Source organism: Paenibacillus sp. Root444D2, assembly GCF_001426375.1.
In the GTDB taxonomy this organism is placed as follows: domain Bacteria; phylum Bacillota; class Bacilli; order Paenibacillales; family NBRC-103111; genus Paenibacillus_E.
The window spans coordinates 189463-209798 of the sequence record NZ_LMEO01000045.1; the positions used below are offsets into that span (position 1 = coordinate 189463).

Annotated in this window: 16 protein-coding genes; 2 read left to right on the forward strand and 14 right to left on the reverse strand. The window is 45.4% G+C overall.

Translation table 11 applies throughout. The annotated features are described in order from the left end of the window. Positions 1-73: 73 nt before the first annotated feature. The 3 genes from ASD40_RS22600 to ASD40_RS22610 form a co-directional block, all read right to left on the reverse strand. Positions 74-2446, reverse strand: coding sequence for a glycosyl hydrolase family 95 catalytic domain-containing protein (locus ASD40_RS22600; protein ID WP_057305419.1), 2373 nt, complete (start codon positions 2444-2446; stop codon positions 74-76). A 134-nt stretch (positions 2447-2580) separates the two neighbouring features. Further along, positions 2581-4887: a glycoside hydrolase family 95 protein gene (locus ASD40_RS22605; RefSeq protein WP_057305420.1), complete on the reverse strand. Its 2307-nt coding sequence runs from the start codon at positions 4885-4887 to the stop codon at positions 2581-2583. A 57-nt stretch (positions 4888-4944) separates the two neighbouring features. Next, the gene (locus ASD40_RS22610) at positions 4945-5283 is read right to left on the reverse strand and encodes a VOC family protein (protein WP_057305421.1); all 339 of its coding nucleotides are present in this window, start codon (positions 5281-5283) and stop codon (positions 4945-4947) included. 115 nt (positions 5284-5398) lie between these two features. On the opposite strand from ASD40_RS22610, the gene ASD40_RS22615 reads away from it, so the two are divergent. Beyond that, positions 5399-5614, forward strand: coding sequence for a hypothetical protein (locus ASD40_RS22615; protein WP_057305422.1), 216 nt, complete (start codon positions 5399-5401; stop codon positions 5612-5614). 576 nt (positions 5615-6190) lie between these two features. Here ASD40_RS22615 and ASD40_RS22620 read toward each other — a convergent pair. From ASD40_RS22620 to ASD40_RS22645, 7 genes are all read right to left on the reverse strand, one after another. Continuing rightward, a complete protein-coding gene (locus tag ASD40_RS22620) occupies positions 6191-7093 on the reverse strand; it encodes a polysaccharide deacetylase family protein (RefSeq protein ID WP_057305423.1) in 903 nt (300 codons plus the stop codon). Positions 7094-7246: 153 nt separating this feature from the next. Continuing rightward, on the reverse strand, positions 7247-8575 hold the full coding sequence (locus ASD40_RS22625; protein WP_057305424.1) for a DRTGG domain-containing protein: 1329 nt from the start codon (positions 8573-8575) through the stop codon (positions 7247-7249). Positions 8576-8679: 104 nt separating this feature from the next. Continuing rightward, positions 8680-10260: a malate synthase A gene (aceB, locus tag ASD40_RS22630; protein WP_156390203.1), complete on the reverse strand. Its 1581-nt coding sequence runs from the start codon at positions 10258-10260 to the stop codon at positions 8680-8682. Positions 10261-10309: 49 nt separating this feature from the next. Further along, complete coding sequence (aceA, locus tag ASD40_RS22635; protein WP_057305426.1) at positions 10310-11587, reverse strand: isocitrate lyase; 1278 nt, start codon at positions 11585-11587, stop codon at positions 10310-10312. Between the two features lie 34 nt (positions 11588-11621). Then, positions 11622-11789 (reverse strand): hypothetical protein, encoded by a 168-nt coding sequence (locus ASD40_RS37405; protein WP_156390155.1) that lies wholly within the window; start codon positions 11787-11789, stop codon positions 11622-11624. 189 nt (positions 11790-11978) lie between these two features. Continuing rightward, the gene (locus ASD40_RS22640; protein WP_057305427.1) at positions 11979-12176 is read right to left on the reverse strand and encodes a hypothetical protein; all 198 of its coding nucleotides are present in this window, start codon (positions 12174-12176) and stop codon (positions 11979-11981) included. Between the two features lie 336 nt (positions 12177-12512). After that, entirely contained in the window at positions 12513-13304 is a 792-nt protein-coding gene (locus ASD40_RS22645; RefSeq protein WP_235549351.1) for a phytanoyl-CoA dioxygenase family protein, read from the reverse strand. A gap of 183 nt (positions 13305-13487) precedes the next feature. Between ASD40_RS22645 and ASD40_RS22650 the strand changes: the two genes are divergently transcribed. Continuing rightward, positions 13488-14396, forward strand: coding sequence for a helix-turn-helix domain-containing protein (locus ASD40_RS22650; RefSeq protein WP_057305429.1), 909 nt, complete (start codon positions 13488-13490; stop codon positions 14394-14396). Positions 14397-14452: 56 nt separating this feature from the next. Here ASD40_RS22650 and ASD40_RS22655 read toward each other — a convergent pair whose 3' ends face one another. From ASD40_RS22655 to ASD40_RS22670, 4 genes are all read right to left on the reverse strand, one after another. Beyond that, positions 14453-16528, reverse strand: coding sequence for a glycosyl hydrolase family 28-related protein (locus ASD40_RS22655; RefSeq protein WP_057305430.1), 2076 nt, complete (start codon positions 16526-16528; stop codon positions 14453-14455). 217 nt (positions 16529-16745) lie between these two features. Next, a complete protein-coding gene (locus ASD40_RS22660; RefSeq protein ID WP_057305431.1) occupies positions 16746-18272 on the reverse strand; it encodes an extracellular solute-binding protein in 1527 nt (508 codons plus the stop codon). 57 nt (positions 18273-18329) lie between these two features. After that, positions 18330-19208, reverse strand: coding sequence for a carbohydrate ABC transporter permease (locus ASD40_RS22665; RefSeq protein ID WP_082562382.1), 879 nt, complete (start codon positions 19206-19208; stop codon positions 18330-18332). A 17-nt stretch (positions 19209-19225) separates the two neighbouring features. Further along, complete coding sequence (locus tag ASD40_RS22670; protein WP_442952721.1) at positions 19226-20110, reverse strand: ABC transporter permease; 885 nt, start codon at positions 20108-20110, stop codon at positions 19226-19228. Positions 20111-20336 lie beyond the last annotated feature (226 nt).

Here is a 20336-nt window from a genome sequence, read left to right on the forward strand (position 1 = left end):
ACAAGTTAGCACGATTCTTCAACAAAAAAAACCCCTTGACGGGTCTTTTCTGATTTTCGCAAATGACCTTTACTTAAGCTCTTAGGAAACGAATATGTTCACCTTTCATTGTGTCCACCGTGATGATGTTCCCTGTCAGCATTTCTTCCCCTCTACTGTGTATGCATCTAACACCCTTTTCCCAAGGGCTATAGATCTGAAGCCGGGAGCCAGCCTCACTATATATTTCTATCCATAGGACATCCTCCCGATTAGCTGCAGCACTTACAAGAAAGCCTCCAACCGCGCGCAGCGTGGAAAACTCCGTATATTTCTCTATGTCCCAGTTAGGGAAAAAGCGAAGGATGCCATTATAGCTTTGCATCAAGCACTCATTGATAACAGCGGGCAATGCAAAATTTTCAAACCATATGCCCATCGATCCCATATAATCAAAAGCCGTTGTGTCGGAATACCGCCCGCCGGATTGCAGTAGTTTGTCTGTGCATGTTCCATTTGGAAGCAGACAGTATTTGATTTGACGTTTAAATCGTTCCAGATCAAGCTGACCTAATCGCGCCCCTGCGAGATGATAGAAAACAAGGTCGTTTCCACCTTCGTTGCGGTGATTCTTATAGGAATTAACGGCGATCTCATATTGCTCGGGCGATGTATGCAAGCCGTGGTCTTCTCCGGGAAAAATGGTTGAAACCCCGTTGGGAACATTATAGACGACTTCGGGATCTTCACCTGGTACAGAAACGAATACTTTACCCCGCTGTGATTCTGCCGTCGGATAATCAGGAAATTTATGTAAAACCTCCTGCACCTCAGCGAGCAGTTCGGCTTCTTCATCGTTTCGGTCTAGCTCGCCGCACGCCTTGGTGAAAGCGTTGAACAGAAACTTCGTTAATGTTAAGTCGACGATACAATCGCTGTTTTTCTTGAACCCAGGGGTTAATTCATACAATTCTGGTACGACGGTTGGGAAAATATGATACCGGTCATCACCCCAAGCCTCTCCATGCGCTTCCGGCCGTTTCATATAATCAACCATAAATAATACGGCTTCTTTCATTGGTGTGAAGGCACGCTCAGTCAAAAACGATTTGTCCATCGTATATAGATAATGCCACCAAAGACTCTGCACGGTCCATGGTGTTTCACATATTTCCCAGCCCCAGTGTGGTACGGGGTAAGGCATAATATTCATGTCCACAGGGTAAGCGGAATGCGGGTAATAGGCACCGCGAAGACCGTAATATTCTTTCGCCCACTTTTGGCTGATAGGGAGAATATGATCAACCATGTTCACATAGGCCAAATGTTTGTCTACATGATTGCTTGAGAATGCTACCCAAAATGGCTGCTGTGTGTTGTAATTCATATGATAATCGCCATGCCAATCTGCACCGATCATGCCATAGCTCCAATTCGCAAATAAACCTGGGCAAGTGGCTTCTGGCTTCACAGCGCAATGGAAGAAATATAAATTTCGATACCAGATTTGCTCTAGAAATTCATCCTGCAAAATGATGCCCGAATGCGACCAATAGTCGTTCCAACTTTGCAACGAACCTGATAACGCATAGGCGAATGACTCATTTGTCGGTGGATCAATCGGCTTTATTTCATGACTTATGACAGAGTCAAGTCCTTCGTCTAACTTGATGCATACGAAGAATCCTGCTTCTTTACCTAGTAACACTTCCAGTTCATGACTGCTTTCTTGTACCGAAATTGATGGCGCGATCCTTGCTGATAAGCGGAACGCACGGTCGTTAGGATGTCCATCTCGCATCTCTTCTTCTAGGCAGGAGAAGGGAAGCGTTTGGTGGAACGCTAAAAGCTTATTGGAAGTATCGATTGCAGCCCGGAATGAGGGAATCTCCTTGGGTGTTGAAGGATCCGGGATGAGCTTCAATCGATTGAAGAAAGTAGCAGCCTTCCCAGCTTGATCAGAATCCTTCATCGCCACCCATAGTCGATCAGCTTGTTGGTCGACAAAAACCTGCAGCGTGGCTGAAGCCCCTTCATTCAGAAAATGGATTTCGCACATCCCGCAATCAATATACATCGAATATCCTAGCACTTCTGTGGTTCGCGGGTCGAAACCCAGAAGTAGGGAGCCGCACGGCATCGGTCTAGGATATGTGAAGTTGTAGTTCTCGCTAGTCATCGTGACATATTCGCGGTACCACTCTTCCTCGCTTAATGAAGCATACGTGTCTGGGATGTCCTTTAGTTTAGAGAACAAGCTCTCAAAGGTTCCTATATGTTCTTGATTATTTTCGGCGATCCGAATATCCCACACGTTGTTATGTCCGAAATGAATAAGGACCGCATCGGGTCGGGTCGTAACAACTGCCCCCAACCCTCCGTTCCCTAATAATGCTCCTTCGAAAAAGGTCGCTGCCGGGCGATCGTAAATAATGGTATGTTTACGCGCTTGTTCTTGTGAATTCAATACCTCTACCCCCTGAATACCGTCCATGCAAAACTGAACTTCATCTATATGATAGCGCTTACTACATGACTGATTATATAGTTTTAGGGCATAATCGCATAGGTACAATTGGGTCGTAGAGCATACCATTTTCCTTATTTCTTCTGAGTCACTTTCAACAGCTTGTCGATTTTATAGACAGTATTCGTTGTTAGATCGAGCGGAACACTTTGTTCACGGAAGCGCAGAAATGTCCGACCATCTGAGAATGCTTGAATAGTGGCCTCCATCAACTTACCGTTCTCCCAAACAATATCAACTTCTATATTTCCTTTGGCCCGCAGTCCTGAAACTTTACCTGTATGCCATTTCCTTGGCAGGGCAGGCAGCAAATTGATTTCTCCGGCATGACTTTGCAGCAGCATTTCTGCAATAGCTGCCGTCCCTCCGAAATTTCCATCTACGACAAATATGTGTTTCTCCGCTCCAGCAATCCCCGGTTTGGAAAACGTTAATAAGTTGTCGAAGCTCAATTGACCGATTAAATGGGTTAAATGCTTATAAGCATGTTCGCCGTCCTCTAATCGGGCGAAGCTCGCTGCAAAAGAGGCAACCGTGAACTCAACATCTTCCAACGCCTCGCGAGACATGCGATTTTCTAGTGTAGTTCTTGCAGCGGCGCTCAGTTCTGGTGTTCCTCTTAGGGTGATTTGGTTACCGGGATGTAAGCTGACTAGATGAGATAGGTGACGATGATCCGGCTGTGCTTCTTTGAAATCTTCCAACCATTCCTGTAATTGTCCCCGGCTCCCAATACGAAGGGGCGGCAGCTTAGCAATGGCTTGCTTCAACTTTGTTTGCATATCAAAATCTACTTGCAGCATATCGGCAGCCTCTAAGCAAAAGACGAATAAGTCACGAACCAATACTTGATCGAGTGTCGATCCCATCGACAATTGATGAACGTTGTCTTCGATATAAAAACTATTTTCCGGTGAGTTAGAAGGTCCAGTTACAAGCCACCCATATTGTGGATGCATCGTCATGTAGTCGAGGAAAAAGGCTGCGGCTTCTTTCAACACAGGATAAGCTTGCTGCGCTAAGAACTCCTGATCTAAGCTAAATTCATAATGTTCTCGCAGTTGGCTTGCAATCCATAAGCCCCCTGTCACATTCAGTCCCCACGAGGTTTCCCAACCCGGAGCCGTAAACCCCCATGCATTTGAGAAGACGTGAGCGACCCAACCTTCGCATCCATAAAAGTCATGCGCTGTCGTTCTGCCAGCTTGCGATAACATCTCCAAATAATTCATTAACGGGATATGACATTCTGCCAAGTTGCTAGCTTCTGTTGGAAAGTAATTCATTTGTGTGTTGATGTCCAGATGGTAATCACAGCTCCATTCCATACGGTTGGCTTCACCATCATTCCATATGCCTTGTAAATTTAGAGGTAAAGGAGAGTCCGCACGTGAACCGGAAATCATCAAATAGCGGCCATATTGATAAAATAAGGCAAATAATTGCGGATCATCATCTTGTCCGTTCTGGAAAAGACGAATTCTTTCGTCCGTTGGCAGGTGGGACGCGGCTGAATGACCTAAGTCAAGATTCACTCGGCCATACAACCGATGATAATCGGATATGTGATTCTCTTTAAGCTTTGCGTAGCCAAGTGCGATGGCTTGTGCCAGTTGGCGCTTAGATGCTTGCAGCCAACCTTCATCCTTTTTCCCATAATCGGTATTTGCGGCAAAGTAGATGCATGCTTCATCTGCGTTTCTTACGACAATCTGATTATCCTCTATAATAATGGTACCGCCCTGTGCAGTCACTTTGACCATTCCTTGACAGAAAACTCCACACTTACCGTCACTGTGCATGTTTTCCGTCGCTTGTCCTTTAAAAGTGATCACAGCGTCCTCGGCTGCCCGTTTCGTAAAGTTGTCAGTCAGACCTTCCATGCCTAACGTGAATGAAATGCCCCCTTTTTGCTCACTCCAAAAGCGCGAAGCTACAATATCATCCGCGTGCGAAGCAAATATTTCCCGGGTAAAGTTTTTGCCGTTTACGCTGTAAGAAGTATGAAATAGAGCGTTTTCAAGGCTTAGTACACGCTGGAGATCTTCACCATGATGTTCCACATTCAGGATCAGATTACACATCTGCAAATTCGTACCGAAATTTTGCTTTTTAGGCTGCAGTGCCTGCTGAGCTAGTTCTTCCCCACGCTTGTAATCGCCTGTAAAGAAATGCTGCCGCATCCGATCAAGATCATCTTTGCCCTTGGAATGACTTTTGGTCTTCTCCGTTTTTCCAGACCAATACGTGACCTCGGTCATACTCCAGGTTTCCTTCTCGATCCCACCATAGATGACGGAACCTAGTCTTCCGTTTCCTATTGGCAGCCCTTGCGACCAGTTCAGTACAGCATTTGTATACCATAGTTTCAGATCATTCATGCAGTTGCAGCCTCCTCAATTTCATCACACATTATATATCGTGTATGATTTACAATCTTACCATTTGCGATTTATCGTGTAAAGACACGTTAGGCTTCTCTTAAAAAAGCAGTCCAGCGTTTCGAAAAAGTGGACTGCTCCATCATCAGTTCTCAAACGCCATATGGATAATAGTACCTCCCGGCTTAGCCCCTGGTACACACCACCCGCAAACACTTCCAGATAATCGCCATCTCCCGTATCAAGCAGAACAGCTCTCCTGTCGCCTTCTCCCCAGCTTAAACGTTCCGTAAAGCCAAATCCTTCAGTGTAAAATTTAACCGTTGCTTCGAAGTTGCTTGCTCGTATCGCAACATGATGAAAACCGCATCCGCCGAGTTTGTTAATTTTCCCCATATGATACTACTACCTTTTCATAATTTCTTTTTTTACGATACGGATAACGAATGATTTAGTCAAATTGTGGCAATATTAACGTTGCCCAAAAAAACATAGATCGGAGATGCATGCTATGTCAAACCAACAATCCGAACAACAAAATGCAGAAATTGAAGCCCATAATGCGGTAGCTGATGCCCTAAGCGAACTGAATCAAGCACAATCGATTAGTACTCATCGAAGAAGGGCTATTCAGCAAGCAAACGAACAGCTTGACCAAGCACATGCACAATTAGCAGAGGCACGGACTGAACAATCTGGCAGTGCTGATGAAGATAGCCTTACGTAAATAAGGCGTATTCTCATCTACATATTAAATGAAAGGGGCTGTCTCAAAGGTCAATGACCTTTTGGGAAAAGCCCCTTTTGTTACCGAATTAAACAGCGGAAAAAGGAGCCTCTAGAAGCTTCTATTTCGATAAAAAGTAACTAATTGTGGGAAATAAGAGTTTCCAGAGGCTTCTATTTCGATAAAAAGTGGCTAATGGTGAGCAGAGGGAGTCTCCAGAGACCCTTATTTCTTTCCGAACACAGCGTGTGGGGATTGATTAATGTGCGGAAGCAAGACACCCCTTAAATGTCTTTTGACCTTATGGGACATTCGAAACTCTATTCAGCACGAAATTCATATTTCCATTGGAGACCTTCCAATGGAATCGCTTCACAGGCCTCAAAATTCGTGCTTTTATTGAAAAAAATCCAATGGAATTAACTTAAAGGCTGCCAAATCCCGATTTCCACTGGATTAACTCCAATGGAAATCGTATTCAAGCTTCGAAATTCGCAAAGTAGGAGATGAATTTTCCAAATATGAGTTTTGGGACAGGCCCCTTCACTCCTTGCCTTTTCTGCAAAGTTCCTTCCCTTACTTTTTACGATCATAGTTCTGCAGCTTTCTGAGAAAGTTATCCGCGGATAGATAGGGCATGCCAACATTTAACCGATTTATTTCTCTGCTGTCCCCCGAATTAATCCCTTCTTTTGTCGTGATAAAATAACGGAAACCCATTTCTTTCGCGTCATCCATAACGGTCTGATTATATTCCCCAAAAGGGAAACATAGCATGGAAAGCTTATTGTCTAGCTGCGTTTTTAACAGGGCTTCGGCCATCCAAAGATCCTCACGGACTCTTTTTCTCCTTTCCTCTTCCGTCTCCAACCGCTTTTCCTGCTCTAGGAAAATGCGATTCGTCAAAGTAGGTACGGTACCTCCTCCATCCCCCTTCTTTTTTTGGTGAAGGTCAAACGTATGAGAATAGAAACTGAATCCATCGTGTTTCATCTCCTGTGTTTGCTTCCAGGTCAAAAAGGGTAGAGACGGATATTCAGAATCCAGATAACTGACAACAACAAAGTTAGTTGCCGGGAACCCTTGCTTTTTCAGTAAAGGGTATGCCTTCTCATAAAAGGATCGATAGCCATCATCGAAAGTAATCACGACAGCATTCGGGGGAATTGACTTTCGATGCTCTAGAAAACAGCTATAATCTTCGATCGGGATCACATTATAATGATTTTCTTTTAATACCTGGAGGTGCTGATTAAATTTAGCCGGGGTAATCGTCACAAATGACTCGTTTTCATCCAGATGGTGGTAGGTAAGAAAAATAGCTTGATTGGTATAATGGATAACCTTCGTATCCACAGCCGGTCTAATGATTGCGCTTTCATTAATGCTGGAACAAACCTGATTGAGGTGATCATCCTGGTTCCCCACATTTCCCCAAGGCGCTAAAGCTAGCATTAAGTAGAAGATCCATGCATTCATTCGCTGTGACTCCTCCCCCAGTTTAATTTTAAACAAAGATAACCAGCCCGCGCTTCGTCATTAGATAAATAATACATATCATTTGTAGTGCAAACTTATGCTTCCAAAAAGCAAAAATAGCCACCTCAACAGGTGGCTCATCTTCTATTACAATTATAAAATTCGTGCCGTAAACATGGATCTAGCTACTCTAGTGCCGTTCGTTCTGATTTCCATATCAATCTTGCAAAATCTGCGGCTCATCTCTACGATCGAGGGGACGATTTCGATGACATCATCGATTTGCAGCGGGATCAGAAAATAGCTGGAAGAACTATCCAGAATGAGATCACCTTTCTTTTGCTCCTGAACCGTGCGATAGGCCGCTCGAATCATAATCGTTGTCAGAACACCCTCAGAGACCAAACCTTCAAAATTCGTCATTTGCGGCGTAACCGTTCCTTGGAAATACAGCTTGCCTTCCTCATCTCGAAGCTCGTCGATCCCCGAATAGATCTGTACCTCGAATGTTTCAGCGTTCTGAGGCTGCCTCTGCATATGCTGCATGGCTTTCATAACATCTTTACGGCTAATGACTCCGATCATCTTGCGATCAGCATCTATGACGGGCAGCAGCTCAATACCTTCCCACACCATGGTATGTCCAGCAGATGCTACCGACGTTTTCAAGTTAATCATGAGCGGATTAGGAGTCATCAAGGTGCCAACGAGCTGATTCGGCTTCGCGCCCATGATGTCCTTGGTCGTGATCATGCCGATCGGCACCTGATTATCATCGATGACAGGATACCGGGTATGCGTCGTTTCCTCAACCAGTTTTTGCATGTCCTTGACCGTATTAGCCGCGAGCAGCGAATAAATAGGGCTGTCTTTGCGCACGATGTCGTCGACGATCATAATCTTTTTCTTAATAAGGCGATCTTCCATGGCGCGGTTAATCATTGTGGCAACCGTGAATGTATCGAATGAACTGCCGATGATAGGCAGCTGCAGTTCATCTGCAAGCTCCTTAACTTCAGGCGTGGTGTCAAATCCACCGGTAATCAATACGCCAGCGCCCTGACTTAGTGCACACATGTGTGCTTGTACACGATTGCCGACAATGAGCAAATTACCTGCTTCAATATACTTCAGCATGGCCTCCAACTGCATCGCGCCAATCACGAATTTATTCAGTGACTTATGTATACCCGAAGAACCTCCCAGCACAACGCCTTCCACCACATTGACGATTTCCGAGAACGTTAATTTATCAATGACGGGTTCTTCTTTCTTCTCCATGCGAATCGTACCGATCCGCCGTTTGGTGCTTACCAGACCGATATTTTCCGCTTCCTTGATAGCCCGATAAGCCGTTCCCTCACTCACATCCAGATCTTGAGCGATTTGCCGAACAGACAGCTTGGTGCCTACAGCCAAAGATTCAATATATTTCGTAATTTGTTCATGCTTCGTATGAAGCTCCGAATGGCCCGTGCTCATGGTTCACACCTCGCTGAACTGTTCTATAACATTGAAATAATTATAGTATATTCAAATAAAAAAAGACAGAAGCCTCATGAAGGCCCTGTCTCAAATTACTACAATTACAAATATCGATACCCTTGTTCGGTTAAAAAAGCTTCAAATTCAGGTGAAACCGTCATCTGGGTAAAAAGAACATTCGCTTGGTCAAACTTCCTTTGCTGGAATGTCTCTTCTCCAAGCTTTTCTTTCATCTTTGCCAACTCTTCAAGCTGAATCTGTTGAAATAGTTCTGCCGTTACTTTACGCCCGTCTTCCAAAATTCCTAGTGGATGGTGGATCCACTGCCAAAGCTGCGCACGAGATATTTCCGCAGTGGCCACGTCTTCCATCAAGTTGTTGATCGGTACAGCACCGAAACCGCGCAGCCAAGCTTCCAAATACTGAATGCCGACGCTGACGTTCGTCCGAATCCCCTTCTCTGTTATCGGCCCTTGCGGCACTTCAAGCAATTGTTCACCGGTAATTTTGGTTCCAGAAAGCTGCTTGTCAATTTGATTGGCTGAAGGCATATGCTCATCGAATATCGCTTTGGCGACAGGGACTAATCCGGGATGAGCCACCCATGTGCCATCGTGACCATTTTTCACCTCGCGCAGCTTATCTGCTCTTACTTTCGCCATTGCTTCTTCGTTTGCCTTCGGATCATTCTTCACCGGAATTTGTGCGGCCATGCCTCCGATGCAAGGCGCATTCCGCTTATGACAAGTCTGGATGGCGAGCAGCGAATAAGCTTTCATGAACGGCGATTCCATCGTAACGAGCGCTCGATCGGGCACGATGACGTGCGGCTGCTTCTGCAGCTTTTTAATATAACTAAAGATATAATCCCACCGTCCGCAGTTCAGGCCTGCACTGTGCTCGCGAAGTTCATACAAAATTTCGTCCATTTCAAAGGCAGCGACGATCGTCTCAATGAGCACCGTAGCCTTGATCGTACCTTGCGGAATGCCCAGCTCCTGCTGAGCAAATAGGAACATTTCATTCCAAAGACGTGCCTCGATATGGCTCTCAAGCTTAGGCAAGTAAAAATAGGGTCCGCTTCCTTGCTCAATCAGTGCCTTTGCATTATGGAAAAAGAATAGGCCAAAATCAAATAACGAACCGGATACAGGACGCCCATCAACCTGCATATGTTTCTCTTCCAAGTGCCAACCGCGTGGGCGAACTTTGAGCACTGCCGTCTGAGCTTGAAGGTTGTAGCTTTTCCCTTCCGGGCTGGTGAAAGCGATCATTCGACGAACAGCATCGTACAAATTCACTTGACCGTCGATCGTATTGTTCCACGTTGGCGAGTTAGCGTCCTCGAAGTCTGCCATATAGACGAAAGCACCAGAATTAAACGCGTTAATAACCATCTTACGGTCGCCAGCTGGGCCTGTTATCTCGACGCGTCTGTCCTGCAAATCCGCAGGGATCGGCGCTATAGTCCAATCGCTGCTGCGTATCCTTGCAGTTACAGGTAAAAAGCCCGGCAGCTCACCTGCATCAATACGACTCTGCCTCAGGTTGCGCTCCTGCAACAGCTCTAGGCGTTTTGCTCCAAATGTACGCTCAAGATGTGCTACGAATGCTAATGCTTCAGGCGTGAGAATCTTCTGCCCCTCCGCAGAAGTCGGTTCGATTTCAATTCCCCTTAGCATGGTTTGATCGATCAATATCCTCATCTCCTTAAACCTTCTGGCATGGCTATTAATGGGCAAATTGCTCTTCTTCTGTGGAGCCGGAAAGTGCAGTTGTGGAAGAAGTACCGCTGGTAATGACTTGGGAAACTTCGTCAAAATAACCCGTTCCTACTTCGCGCTGATGGCGTGTCGCTTCATAACCGCGTGATTCACTAGCGAATTCGGTTTGCTGGAACTGTGAGTAAGCAGCCATGCCACGATCTCTATAATCGTGAGCGAGTTCAAACATGCTGTGATTCAGCGCATGGAAGCCTGCCAAGGTTACGAATTGGAACTTATAACCCAGCTTACCTAACTCTTGTTGAAATTTCGCTATCGTAGGTTCATCTAATTTTTTCTTCCAGTTAAATGAGGGAGAGCAGTTATATGCGAGCAGTTTGCCTGGGAATTTCTCATGAATCGCTTCGGCAAAACGTCTTGCTTCCTCTAGATTTGGCTCCGAGGTTTCACACCAGACCATATCCGCATAAGGCGCATAAGCCAGTCCGCGTGAGATCGCTTGATCCAAGCCTGCATGTACATAAAAGAATCCTTCGGGTGAACGTTCGCCAGTTAGAAACGGCCGATCATTCTCGTCAATGTCGCTTGTCAGGAGACTTGCTGCATTCGCATCTGTTCTCGCGATTAGCACCGTCTCCACGCCCATCACATCGGCTGCCAGCCTTGCTGCGACTAGATTTTTTACGGCTTGCTGCGTTGGCAGCAGTACTTTGCCGCCCAAATGGCCGCATTTCTTTTCGGAGGAGAGCTGATCCTCGAAATGGACAGCAGCGGCTCCAGCCTCAATCATGCCCTTCATCAGTTCGAACACGTTAAGTGGTCCTCCGAAGCCAGCTTCCGCGTCTGCCACAATGGGGAGATAGAAGTCGATGCTTCCCTTGCCTTCCGCATGCTGGATCTGATCGGCTCGCTGCAGCGCCTGATTAATTCTTTTCACAACGCTAGGTACGCTGTTAGCTGGGTAAAGACTTTGATCGGGATACATATGACCGGATAAGTTCGCATCGGCGGCAACTTGCCAACCGCTTAAATAAATGGCTTTAAGTCCTGCCTTTGCTTGCTGCACAGCTTGATTTCCCGTTAGAGCGCCAAGTGCAGGTACAAAGTCTTCTTCGTTAACCCGCTCCCAGAATTTACGAGCTCCTTGTTCAGCCAGTGTCTGCTTAATCATTACAGAGCCACGAAGGCGAAGCACATCCTCAACCGAATAGGGTCGAGACACCCCTTCGAATCGCTTGGAATTCCAGCTTGCTTGCAGTTGTTCACGTTGAATTTGTTTGCTCATGATCCTAATGCACTCCTTTATTGGGTTTTGTTTTTTAAAAGGATACGTCTAGAAATCCGCTGCCGCCGCAAATCGGACAAGTGTTGGGCCAAAGGATACGATCCTGACCAAAATGGATCGACGACCCCTCTTTGTGAAAGTGCTCATCTGTGCTTCTCATTTCCTCTAAATCACCATTACCTTGGCATGTTGGACAATCCATTGTTGTTTCCTCCTTTAATGTATTAATACAGAATTCATTTTGTTATATAATATATAACACAGAACAAGACAATGTTCAATACTGTTTTATAAAATTAATTACTTTTATAAATGTACTATAACAATAAAAAACCTACCGAAAAATCGGTAGGCTTTTTCATTTTATTATATACGCTGCGCAGTCGGCCAATTATCCCACTTCCACATCATTATCAAAGGCATAGTACAGTGTCAAAGACAATGGAGACAATGGATATAGAGCCGTTTCACCGCATTCATCGTGTTCCGTACAAACTTCTCGTTTTGCAACAGACCGCTGAAAATCATAGGCGCGAAGGTTTGTGAATTTCCTTCTTTCAAACTCCATCGACGATGCTAAACTACTCATACCCATCTCTCCCTTCAACATATGAACCATTGTACCAATACAGACTGTGTTTATATGTTATATTGTATAACTAAGCAAAACATTTATGCAATAATAATTTTAAAATATTTTAATTGTTATATAACATTGTTTGTAGCACACTCAAAAACAGCAATTAAGGTTAAACATAATAAATGATGCGGCAAGATTAGTGCTGTGTGACCCGAAAGATGGACACAATGGACATTAAAAAAGATGACCCCGAGGAGCCATCTTTTAACCGCTTAATTTAGAGTCATTCTTTTAAATGTCCACGAATAGCGTCACAATTCATAGAACTTGCCCCTTCATTCTTTGTTACTTCTTATAAACAACCGGAAAATCGTCTCCGGTCAAAAGTTCGCCTGGTTGAACATGAACATGCTTATTCATGGGATGATTGCCTACAGGTTCATAACGAATATGTCCCGGCATATAATGGACCGCAATGGCACGCCGTTTCATCTGCGATTGATTCGGCAGTGAGCCGTGCCATGTCATGCAGTGATGGTAGCCAACCTGCCCCTTCTTGATCTCGAACGGAATCGGCTTTATCTCTACACCTTCAGGCAGCAGTTCAGGACGCTTATGCTTCGGCATATGGTCAGCCCCGTGAAGCAAATGCCGCTGGTGATCTCCCCATTGATGACTGCCGGGTACCATCCACATGCAGCCGTTCTCAACAACAGCATCGTCCAACGCCACCCATGCGCTTATTAGCTCTGCTGGCTTGATGATCGGCCACAGCGGATGGTCCTGATGCCACTTCGTAGGCCCGCCTGTGATAGGCGGTTTGTATTGAATTTGATCGTGCCATATGCGCAGTGTGTCCGTACCGGCGAGTTGTGCAACATCCTCGCATAACGCGAGGTTAGCTGCATGCTGCAAGTAGACATCGCTGGCCATCCAGATGTTAACAACCTGAACAATTGTTTCACTGGCTTCCATGCTCATGCCATATTCACTGCTCTCTGAAGCCAAGTTGCGATTCAGTACCGGTTTCTTAACGGTCTTCCCTTCCAATACAAGATCTAACTCACGACGCAGAATCTCAACTTCCTCGTCGTTCAGCACAACATCGCCCTTAACAAAACCATCACGTTCAAACAACAGTACCTGCTCCGCCGTCAGCATGCCCTATAAGCCTATGTTTCGGCTTACAAGATCAAGTGTATCAGCATATGGTTCGCTAGTCGTTGCCATAAAGATTAGAACTAGTTGCACTTTTCAAAGGTTTTTGGCCAATAGCAGCGAAGTAGCTTAGAATAACAAATCGACGAAGGAGCACGCCAAATGGAACCTTCTCACCCGCTTGGACCGATAGCCTTATTACTCCCTGCAGTGAACTATGCCAATGTGGAGAAAGATGTTTCGTCAGGCTTCGTTTTCGGCCCTCGTACGATCCCTGATTGCCAACTTGTTTACGTTTTATCCGGTAGAATTGATTTATGGATAGGCGCCCATATCTACTCGCTGCTTCCCGGCGAATGTGCTTATTATGGACCGGGGACGCCGCATATGTTATCCGTGCATCCGAGTAGAGCAGCAACTTTCATCAGCCTGCACTTCGATTGGCACCGAGTGTCTCCAGAGCCTGTTCACCCTGGCGCTAAGCTGGAACGCTTTGCAGGCGGACCGCCATTTGACTCGCCGCTGCGGTACACGGTTGAAGTCGACGGTTATGGCAGCGTCGCCATTCCTGATCATTTCAGGCTAGTCACGGGAGAACGGTTGCTGCATCAGATTGTTCAGGAATACAAAGAGCAGGAGCCCGGCTATTCGCTCGTTTTAAGAAGTCTTCTGATGCAAGTATTAGCTGAAATTGTTCGCCAAGAATTAGAAATTTTAGCACTTCATAGCTCCAAGCGAAGCCTGATTGGACCAGCGCTGCAGATGATCAGGGAGCATCCAGAACATCCGTGGAGCTTATCAGAGCTAGCCCAACAGTGCGGTTATCACCATGCCTATTTTGCCCAGTTATTTAAGGAAGTGATAGGCATCTCGCCGAAGCCCTACATGATTCGTAAACGGATACAATTGGCTAAAAAGCTGCTCTTGGAGGAAGAAAAAGTAGAGGTTGTTGCCAGCAAGCTCGGCTACGCTTCCGTCCATTACTTCAGTCGGCACTTCAAATCCATTACCGGCATGTCTCCGTCTTCATTTCGACTTTACGGTGGCGAGGGAGGCCCAATGGTTCAGTAACCTCTCTTTGACTTTTGATCCAAATACAACGATTGTGGCACTAAGTCAGTTCACGTTTACTTTTTCACTAATTCGAAACTATCGAGTGCCGCCCAATTACCGCCGTTGGCATCATTCCATATCCCAATTTCAACTTGGCCGTTTGTCACTGGGATGTTGTCTATCGTATATTTCGTATAATTCGGTATTGGACTGGTTCCAATAACAGCATCGATTTCTGCGGCGCCGAAGTTTTTCGCGAATAGCTGTAACGTATTTTGCCCCCCACTGGAGCGTACCCATACGCTAGCCGAGTAGAGTCCGTTTGGCACTGTCTTCAATTGAGACGTTATTTGTTGGTAATTCGTTGATGCCCAATGGGTCAGCTTATAGCTTCCACTCCATGGTAAATCCGTATCCACTTTTTGCGCTAGCGCTCCACTGTGCCATTCCGTCCATCCTGTCAGATCTCCTGTTTCAAACCCGGGGTTTGTCAATAGATTAACGGGCCCTCCTATGCTTCTCTTGGCCTTTTGGTCCAAATACAAGGATTGTGGCACCAGATCCAATCCAGTACCAATACCCTGTACCAGATCCTGCGGCGCAGAACCATCAGAACCAGGTACTGTATAGGTCACACCGTTCGCAGCTCCCCGAGTTCCTATCACATAGCCCTGACCAAATTGCTTTGATTTCACAATAGACGACTGTCCAGCGGCATAGGCAGTACCATTCGTATTCCAGATCACCGATTGGGTCGTTGTCCATCCATGCTCTATCGTTCCATATGGTCTATACACGGCTTCAATAAAGTCTCCGTTCAGCGTCATGTTATCAAATAAGTTGGCCATGCTTAAATGCATATGGAAATCCGTAGCCAGACGAGGCGTATTCGATGTGCTGTTGTAAATGACGTTTCCGCTCGTCCACATACTTCTGAAATTGAAGTTATGTCTTCCGTTCGTGGCCGTCGCATTTTGCACCAAGTTATCCGATCCCTGTATGGCGTACAAGTATCCATTACCGCCTTCGCCTTTATACTGCGGCTTCTGAAAATGGGTATTCTGTATGGTGACTGTACGAGATTGATTGATCGTAATACCATAGGATAACAAATGATAATCTCCGCTATTTGAACTAGGTTTGTAGCTGTTGACGTCATCCACCCAGCTATTTTTGGCATTTACGATCGTTATCGCCTTAGAGTCATGCACATCGTAAGCACCTGTGCCTGCCACGTTGTAGTCCAAATCTCCCCAGCCTGTTCCCGTATGCTGCTTCATACCGATAGACAAATCTTCGATTCCTGTCTCTGCAATGGCTTCGCCTATCTTATATACACGTGCATTATCCCTTGTTTTCACATCATAACGTATAGGAATATCAAGGGTAAGCGTGTTGGTAGAAGCATCAATACCTGTAATCTTCCGGTAGAACGTTGGTCCCTTCACAGATGCGTCCCACTTACCGGTCATACCGTGCTCGGCAATGAAAGCATCCGTTGCATCGGAGTGCACAATAATAAATTCGTTCACCGAATATCCACTAACACTATTAACAGGAATTGACATCGCCAACGGATGCACATCACTTCGGATGGAAGTAGGTGTATTCGTTGGCGTAAACCAATCCGCTGACGTTACAGGAGAAATACGGATGACTGCTTTGCTCCGCATACTCGTAGAATCATTGTAAATGAACGTTGATGTTTTACCTGACCCCCGGAGCACGACATTGTCTTTATTAATCCAGAGGGCACTTGTAGCTGTTCCTTGCGGCTTAACACGATAAGTACCCGCAGGTAAATAGACAATACCTCCACCAGCGGCTCCGGCAGCATCAATGGCATTCTGAATGGCATTCGTGGAATCATTGGCCCCGCTTGAATCTGCCCCATACTGTGTTACGACGTTATAGGTGGCGCCTGTCGGAGTGGCTGGGATACTTTTCTCACCTCTCCAATAGCCCGCATATGAAAAGTCCTGAAGAAATCGGCCTTGCGCATCTTTAAAACCAGGGGTCCAATCAGATGGATATACGGAGCTGCTCCAAGGCGTGCCTGCATATGCCGATTTACTAGGCACAACAAATGATAGAACTAACATAAACATCCATACTGTTGCTAACAACTTCCAACCGAGCTTCTTTTTCATCAAATGAACCTCCATCATTTTATTAGATTTTTTAAGCTCTTATGTCCGTTTCTGGGTGTCCGAACTGTTTGATCACCTCCTTTATAAGATCAATTGTAATGTAAGCGTTTACCGTTTATCGCAAGAAGGGGTCCCCTCTTTTACGGGGACTTGTTTTTGGCATGTGGAATGATGTGTTGGATATTCAAGGAGGGGCAGATCTGCCCCTTCAATATCATTACTTCGCATTTTTCGCGTACTGCGCACTGAATTCTTCGATAACTTTATCGCCGCCGGCTTTTCGCCACTGCTCGATTGCCTGCTTCCAGCCCGCTTCATCCAGCTTGCCCAGTACAAATTTCGTACGGGAATCGTCAATGATCTGTTTTAATTCGCTGCCTTTCGTCGTTTGCGTACTAGAATCAAGCGGGTTAGATGGGTTATTCACGGCAATCGCCTCGTTGTCTCTTATCATTTTTCCGTATTTCTCCATCAGTTGTGTTTCTTTACCTGTTGTTTTCGCCGTATATTTCGCTACTTGCAATTGGAGATAATTGGATCCAACCTCTGTGTCCTGCAGCTTTTGGTCGATGAATACCGGTTTACCTTCTTCTACTTTAAAATGTCTTCCCTCAATGCCCCATCCGAGCAAATCGAGCATTTTCTGGTCAGACAGCTTATCATAAAATCCGAGGATCTGCTTCAGCTCAGCCTCCGTCTTCACACTCGATTTCGGAAACATAAACACACTGTTATAGCCTTGACCACCGTACGTCCTTTCCCCTTTTGGTCCTTTAATGCGGCTCACCACATCGATATCTGCTCCAGGGAACGTTTTGGTAAGCGTTGCTTGGTAGCCCGCTGCATCAATCATATTGGAAATCACAGCGCCTGCTTTTCCTTGATTGATATCATCTTTTTTCTGTTGGTTGTTCAGCACAGGGAAATCCTGTTTAATGAGCTTCTCGTCATACAGTTTTTTATAAAATTTCATCGCTTCATAATATTCCGGTGATAGGAAATCCGGGCTCAGCTTGCCGTCCTTCACTTCCCAGCCGTTCGGAGCACCCATGTAAGAAGCCACCGTATTAAAACCATCCATTACTTTTTCTTCCGTCAAGCCAACGGTATCCTGCTTTCCATTCTTATCTGGATCGTTAAATGTAAAGGCATTCAGAATGTTATAAAGCTCATCCATTGTTTTCGGTTCACTTAAACCGACGGTTTTCAACCAGTCATTTCGAAAAATAATCCCAGAGGTCGATAAGTCACGGGCGCGGTATAGTCCGTAAATTTTACCGTCCACCTTAATATTGTCGAATACCGATTTATTCATTTTAGATAAATTAGGGTACGCGCTTAAATACGGGCCAACTTCCCAGAACATGCCCGAACGAATGGCACTCAAAATATTGGAGTCTTTATTATTTTGCACGAGCATGGCCTTCGGCAGTTCACCTGAACCGATCGTGACATTGACCTTGTCCTTATAAGAAGAGTTTGGCACCCAAGAGATATCGAGCTTGGTGTTCGTATATTCTTCGATCTTCTTTTGGACATCACTGTCTGCCTTGGGAGGTTCCGCGTACATTAACGTCATAATGCTTAGTTTTAAAGGCTCCTTACTAGCCATTGCGGCACTCGTTCCAGTTCCTCCTGCAGCTGGGCTCGAATCGCTCCCGCAGCCCGTGAGTAATGCAGCTGCTCCTACGATGATGCTTATGACTGTAATTCCTGTTCTTCTCATTTTCAATTGGCGTTTCATATTGAAATATTGCCTCCCCGAATTTTTTTCATGTGATTCATATTTTTGAAAACCCTTTCAACCTTTAACAGAGCCGAGCATGACCCCTTTGGCAAAATGCTTCTGCAGAAAAGGGTATACGATCAATATCGGAACGGTTGAGATGACGATAACGGCCATCTTGATGATTTGCGATGGTGGAGCTATATAGTTCTGATCGAACTGCGTGGAATCGCCGATCCCTCCCTGAGATAAGATCACGATTTGCCTCAACCAAACTTGTATCGGCCACATTTTAGCATCGTTGATATACAAGATTGCACTGAAAAATGTATTCCAATGTCCCACGGCGTAAAATAAAGCAAACGTTGCCAATACCGGTGCCGATAAAGGGAGTACAATGCGGAAAAGCAATCCCAGATCGCTGCAGCCGTCGATCTTCGCGGCCTCTTCGAGCCCTTCCGGTAATTGCCGAAAAAAGCTCACCACCACGATCAGATTAAAAGCACTAATGGCGTTCGGTATGAGCAGCGCCCAATAGCTGTTAAGCAGTCCGAGCGATTTGACGACGAGAAAGGTAGGTAAAATGCCGCCATTAAACAGCATCGTAAATACAATAAGCATCATAAATAACTTTCTACCGTCAAAGTCCTGCCTCGATAATGGATACGCCAATAGCGATGTAAACAACAAATTGATAAATGTCCCCACCACTGTAATTCCTACTGTAACGAGCAAACTCCTTATCACGATGCTGGTGGAAAATATGTATCTGTATCCCTCAAGCGAGAATGAAGTAGGAAATAAAATAAAGCCGCGCCGGAGCACCTCTTCCGGTTCCGCAAACGAGACGGACACGATATAGATAAAAGGGATAATGGTTACCAAAGCAACTAGAATGAGAAATGTATAATTGATACCGTCAAAAATACAGCTGCCTATGCTTTTGCTGATCATTATGTACCGTTCCTTTCTTAATATAGACCGCTTTCGCCGAATTTTTTGGCCATCCGGTTCGCACCCATAACAAGCATCAGTCCGATCAATGATTTGAACAATCCAACGGCTGTACTATAACTGAATTGGCCCTGCTGAATACCCACATTATAAACATAAGTGTCGAATACCTCGCCTACTTCACGGTTCATGGCGTTTAGCATTAGGAAGATTTGTTCAAATCCGGTATCTAGGAAAGAGCCGAGTCTTAGAATGAACAGGATGACGATAACACTTCGTATAGCCGGAAGCGTGATATGCCATACCTGCCGGAATCGACCCGCACCATCGATGGTAGCAGCTTCATACAACTGCTGATCGACCCCAGCCAATGCAGCTAGAAAGATAATCGTCCCCCAACCGGTTTCTTTCCAAACGACTTGCGAAACGATCATCGTACGAAACCATTCGCTTGAAATGAGAAATTCAACTTTGGGGAATCCCAACGCTGCAAGCATATCGTTGACAATTCCACCTTCAGTCGTAAAGAAAATGTAAGAAATCCCCACGACAACGACCCACGATACAAAATGCGGAATATACACAATGGTTTGAATGGTGCGTTTGAACACTTCTTTCCTGACTTCATTTAATAATAGAGCCATGACAATTGGCAGTGGGAAAAAGAATACAAGATTGTAAAAAACCAAGATGAGTGTGTTCTTGAATAGCATGACAAAAGAGCTATCAAAGAAAAAGCGTTCGAAATGCTCAAACCCGACCCACTTGCTATGCAGCATTCCCAGTGTAGGCTGGTAGTTCTGAAAGGCGATAAGAAGTCCCCACATGGGCAAGTATTTAAAAACAATAAAGTAGAGCATGCCTGGAATTGCCATCAGATACAGCCACCTGTTTTTAATCAGTCTCGCTAATACTCTGTGGCGGGTATAGCTCCTGGCTGCCGTTTTGACCGACGCAGAAATCAGTTCCACTATCCATTGTCCTCCTTAATTCGGTTGATATCGTCAGATTACCTAAGCCTACAGTTGCATTCAATAATCAGCAGCGCTCCAATTCTTATTTACGTGAAAAACACATCTGTAAATCGTGCCTTATAATCACTAGCGTTCCTTATGGTAATCATTGGAA

Coding starts and splice junctions, on each gene's coding strand:
- ASD40_RS22605 (WP_057305420.1), bottom strand. CDS start 4,887: ATGAATGATCTGAAACTATGGTATACAAATGCTGTACTGAACTGGTCG.
- ASD40_RS22610 (WP_057305421.1), bottom strand. CDS start 5,283: ATGGGGAAAATTAACAAACTCGGCGGATGCGGTTTTCATCATGTTGCG.
- ASD40_RS22615 (WP_057305422.1), top strand. CDS start 5,399: ATGTCAAACCAACAATCCGAACAACAAAATGCAGAAATTGAAGCCCAT.
- ASD40_RS22620 (WP_057305423.1), bottom strand. CDS start 7,093: ATGAATGCATGGATCTTCTACTTAATGCTAGCTTTAGCGCCTTGGGGA.
- ASD40_RS22625 (WP_057305424.1), bottom strand. CDS start 8,575: ATGAGCACGGGCCATTCGGAGCTTCATACGAAGCATGAACAAATTACG.
- aceB (WP_156390203.1), bottom strand. CDS start 10,260: ATGCTAAGGGGAATTGAAATCGAACCGACTTCTGCGGAGGGGCAGAAG.
- aceA (WP_057305426.1), bottom strand. CDS start 11,587: ATGAGCAAACAAATTCAACGTGAACAACTGCAAGCAAGCTGGAATTCC.
- ASD40_RS37405 (WP_156390155.1), bottom strand. CDS start 11,789: ATGGATTGTCCAACATGCCAAGGTAATGGTGATTTAGAGGAAATGAGA.
- ASD40_RS22640 (WP_057305427.1), bottom strand. CDS start 12,176: ATGAGTAGTTTAGCATCGTCGATGGAGTTTGAAAGAAGGAAATTCACA.
- ASD40_RS22650 (WP_057305429.1), top strand. CDS start 13,488: ATGGAACCTTCTCACCCGCTTGGACCGATAGCCTTATTACTCCCTGCA.
- ASD40_RS22655 (WP_057305430.1), bottom strand. CDS start 16,528: ATGAAAAAGAAGCTCGGTTGGAAGTTGTTAGCAACAGTATGGATGTTT.
- ASD40_RS22660 (WP_057305431.1), bottom strand. CDS start 18,272: ATGAAACGCCAATTGAAAATGAGAAGAACAGGAATTACAGTCATAAGC.
- ASD40_RS22665 (WP_082562382.1), bottom strand. CDS start 19,208: ATGATCAGCAAAAGCATAGGCAGCTGTATTTTTGACGGTATCAATTAT.